The organism is Buttiauxella sp. S19-1, assembly GCF_022134725.1.
Classification (GTDB): Bacteria; Pseudomonadota; Gammaproteobacteria; order Enterobacterales; family Enterobacteriaceae; genus Buttiauxella; species Buttiauxella ferragutiae.
This window is the reverse complement of the sequence record NZ_JAHWLU010000206.1, coordinates 1-3,671: the sequence shown is the minus strand read 5'-3', so window position 1 is coordinate 3,671 and position 3,671 is coordinate 1. Positions and strand designations below refer to the sequence as shown.

4 protein-coding genes and 1 pseudogene are annotated in these 3,671 nt (G+C 54.9%); 4 read left to right on the top strand and 1 reads right to left on the bottom strand.

What is annotated here, in order from left to right:
* The 4 genes from MES37_RS23785 to MES37_RS23770 form a co-directional block, all read left to right on the top strand.
* Positions 1–297, top strand: a 297-nt coding sequence (locus MES37_RS23785; RefSeq protein ID WP_237932773.1) for a hypothetical protein, incomplete at its 5' end; no start/stop codon positions are given.
* Positions 298–366: 69 nt separating this feature from the next.
* Positions 367–624, top strand: coding sequence for a hypothetical protein (locus MES37_RS23780; RefSeq protein WP_237932772.1), 258 nt, complete (start codon positions 367–369; stop codon positions 622–624).
* Positions 621–944, top strand: coding sequence for a DUF5375 family protein (locus MES37_RS23775; protein WP_237932771.1), 324 nt, complete (start codon positions 621–623; stop codon positions 942–944). The genes MES37_RS23780 and MES37_RS23775 overlap by 4 nt, the downstream gene beginning before the upstream one ends.
* A 10-nt stretch (positions 945–954) precedes the next feature.
* Complete coding sequence (locus MES37_RS23770; protein WP_237932770.1) at positions 955–3,285, top strand: primase-like DNA-binding domain-containing protein; 2,331 nt, start codon at positions 955–957, stop codon at positions 3,283–3,285.
* A gap of 198 nt (positions 3,286–3,483) precedes the next feature.
* On the opposite strand, the pseudogene MES37_RS23765 reads toward MES37_RS23770, so the two are convergent.
* Positions 3,484–3,671, bottom strand: a pseudogene (locus tag MES37_RS23765) (hypothetical protein); the annotation flags it as partial.

Here is a 3,671-nt window from a genome sequence, read left to right as displayed (position 1 = left end):
CCCTACACCATCCTTATTCGTATTGAGTCAGATGGGCAGATTATCGAGATACCACTCGGGCGTTTCCTGCGGGAATTTACCTGCCTGCGTCCTGACTTATTTAAGCGCAACCCTGAGAACCGTTATACCGTGCTGAAAATAATAACGAACGACCTGGTATTACAAATCTGGCGTAAACGGAATATTGATATTTATCCGGAAGAGAACAGACCGGTTATTAACAATAAACCGGTGGTGTATTCGTGGCGTGATATTTCCCGCCCTGAACCGGATAACAGTTACCGCCATTATCTGTAATTAAAAACTAATTAAACATTTTATGTGCGTATCTGCACAGGGCTTCGCACACCCTCAGGAGACCGAATCATGAATATCAGCCAGCCGGTAACACCGTCCGGAATTAACGCCACCATTACGCTGGATGACCTGCGCTGCCTTGAACATTTATTACGTGTCGGCCAGTTCGCCGGGGATTTGCTGGAGCATCAGGAATGCACCGTGATGAACCAGCCACCCGCACAACAAACACAACTCGCCTCACTGCTGTTTCTGATGACCACGCAGCTCGACGCCGTGGTCGAACGCTGCAATATGAGCTGGATGGCTCCGGAGAAAAACCAATGAAAAAAATCTCACTTTCCCCCGTTCTGCGCGCTGCTCTCTACCGTCGCGCCGTGGCCTGTGCCTGGCTCACTGTCTGCCAGCAGGATAAACGCTATCCGCAGCTTACCCTTGCCACACTGGAGGAGACCATTGCCGGTGAACTGGAGGGATTTTATCTGCGCCAGTATGGCGAGGAAAAAGGCCGGGAAATTGCCTGCGAGTTACTCGGGGATTTACTGCAACCCGATGCACTCGTGGCAACACCGGCGCTGTCATTTTTCGGGCTGGCTGTCATGGATAAGCTTTGCGCCCGCCAGTTAAGGCAAGCGGCAAAGCCGTGAGGGAAGAATAATGAACATGAAAGTTACCGAAGCCGTGAATGCCGCTAAAGGCCAGTGGCCGCACATCCTCCCGGCGCTGGGGGTGAATGTGGTGCTTAACCGCCATCAGCCCTGTCCGGTCTGCCAGGGCAAAGACCGTTTCCGCTTTGACGATAAAGACGGGCGCGGCACCTGGTACTGTAACCAGTGCGGAGCCGGTGACGGCCTGACACTGGTCTCTAAAGTGCTGGCGGTGTCGGTCACTGAGGCCGCAAGCCAGGTCAACAGCGTGACCGGCAATCTGCCGCCGGTGCCAGCGGATGAAGTCGTCACCGCCCCGGACAGTAATAAAGCGATGAGGGAGGCCGCAACCTTCGCCGCCCGTTTATTTGAGTCCAGCCGCACGGCCACCGGTAATGCCTATCTCACCCGCAAGGGGTTAGCACAGCGAGCCTGTCAGGTGCTGACCACCACGCATAAAGTGGCAACCATCACTTACCGCGCCGGTGATGTCATCGTGCCGCTGCACACTCCGGAGGGGGAACTGGTTAATCTCCAGCTCATCAATGCTGACGGCACCAAACGCACGCTCAAAGGCGGTCAGGTGAAAGGCACCTGCCACACCATCGGGGGGAAAAACACCGCCTCAAAACGGCTCTGGTTAGTGGAGGGGCATGCCACCGGCCTGACGGTAAACCTGCTCACCGGCGATACCGTTCTGGTGGCGCTCTCGTCCGTGAACCTTCTTTCTCTGGCAAGCCTTGTCCGGGAACGGCACCCGGCACAGCAAATCATCATTGCTGCCGACCGTGACCTCAACGGCGACGGGCAGACCAAAGCCGCAGCCGCTGCAAATACCTGTCAGGGAATGGTCGCGCTGCCGCCGGTATTTGGTGACTGGAATGATGCATTTATGCAGCACGGGGAAGAAGCCACCCGCAGCGCATTGCAGGAAACCGTAAAAGCACCGGCGGTTAGCCCGTTCGAGCAAATGAGCGAGGCTGAATTTACCGCCATGAGTACCAGTGAAAAGGCGATGCGTGTGAGCGAACATTACGGGCATGCACTGGCCGTTGATCCGAATGGCGAGATTATTTCCCGCTATGAAGCCGGTGCCTGGAAAGTGCTGCCGTCCACGCAATTTGCCCGCGATGTGGCGGCACTGTTCCAGCGTATCGGTGCCGGTTTCTCGTCGGGGAAAATCTCGGCGGTGGTCGATACCCTGAAACTGATACTCGCGCAGCACGAAGCCCCGGCACGACGCCTGATAGGTTTCCGTAATGGCGTACTCGATACGACCAGCGGCATATTTAATCCGCACAGCAAAACGCACTGGCTGCGTACCCTGTGTGATGTGGATTTCACCCCGCCGGTGCCCGGGGAAACGCTGGAGCGCGATGCACCGCATTTCTGGCAGTGGCTCGACCGTGCCGCAGGACGCAACGCACAGAAACGCGACATTATTCTCGCCGCGCTATTTATGGTGCTGGCGAACCGCTACGACTGGCAGCTCTTTCTCGAAGTGACGGGGCCTGGTGGCAGCGGTAAAAGTATCATGGCCGAGATTGCCACCATGCTCGCCGGAAAAGACAACACCACCTCAGCCACCATCGAGACACTGGAATCATCCCGCGAACGTGCGGCGGTGATTGGCTACTCGCTGATTATTCTCCCTGACCAGGAGAAATGGAGCGGTGACGGTGCGGGGATTAAAGCCATCACCGGCGGCGATGCGGTCTCGGTCGACCCGAAATACCGCGACGCCTACTCGACGCATATCCCGGCGGTGATACTGGCCGTGAACAATAACCCGATGCGCTTTACCGACCGCAGCGGCGGTGTTTCCCGTCGTCGTGTCATTCTGCATTTCCCGGAGCAGATTGCCCCGGAAGAACGCGACCCGCAGCTCCGGGATAAAATCTCGCGAGAGCTGGCCGTGATTGTACGCCAGCTTATGCAGCAATTTAGCCAACCGGCGACGGCGCGCAATTTGCTCCAGGCGCAGCAGAACTCCGACGAGGCTATCAGCATCAAGCGCGATGCCGATCCGGTGTTTGATTTCTGCGGCTACCTCGAAGCGCTGGCACAGCCAAACGGCATGTTTATGGGGAACGCTAATATCGTGCCGCGACAGCCCCGTAACTATCTTTACCATGCCTACCTGACCTATATGGAGGCGAACGGCTACAAGAATGTACTAAGCCTGAAAATGTTCGGGCTGGGACTGCCGATGATGCTCAAGGAGTACGGGCTGGATTATGAGAAGCGGCACACGAAACAGGGAACACAGACCAACCTGATGCTGGCAGAGGAAAGCAACCCCGACTGGCTACCCAAGTGCGATGACACCCTCGCGATTTAACCCACATAACCGGCGCAAGCCGGTTTTTTTACGCCTGAAAATGGCCGGGGTGAACAATGGACTGTTCACCCTTCACCGTTTGTTCACCACCTAACATTATGATTTTAAATCATAAAAATGCTGGGTGAACAGAGTGAACAGTTAAACCGAAAAAAAGTTTTTTTCGTAGAAAGAACTGAGTATCACAAAATCTGTAAATCAATGATATTGCCCATACCATGGCTCATTCATTTCTGGGATATACGGCCATTCAGTCCTATTTTTTATAGAGGTTTGTGCCAGCATGGCTTGCTCTGGAGAAAGAAAAATCCCAGCCAAATTATTGCCTCCATCTATTGCATAGAACTGCACATCAGTACCCATGAGCTGCTTATTAACAATAAGAA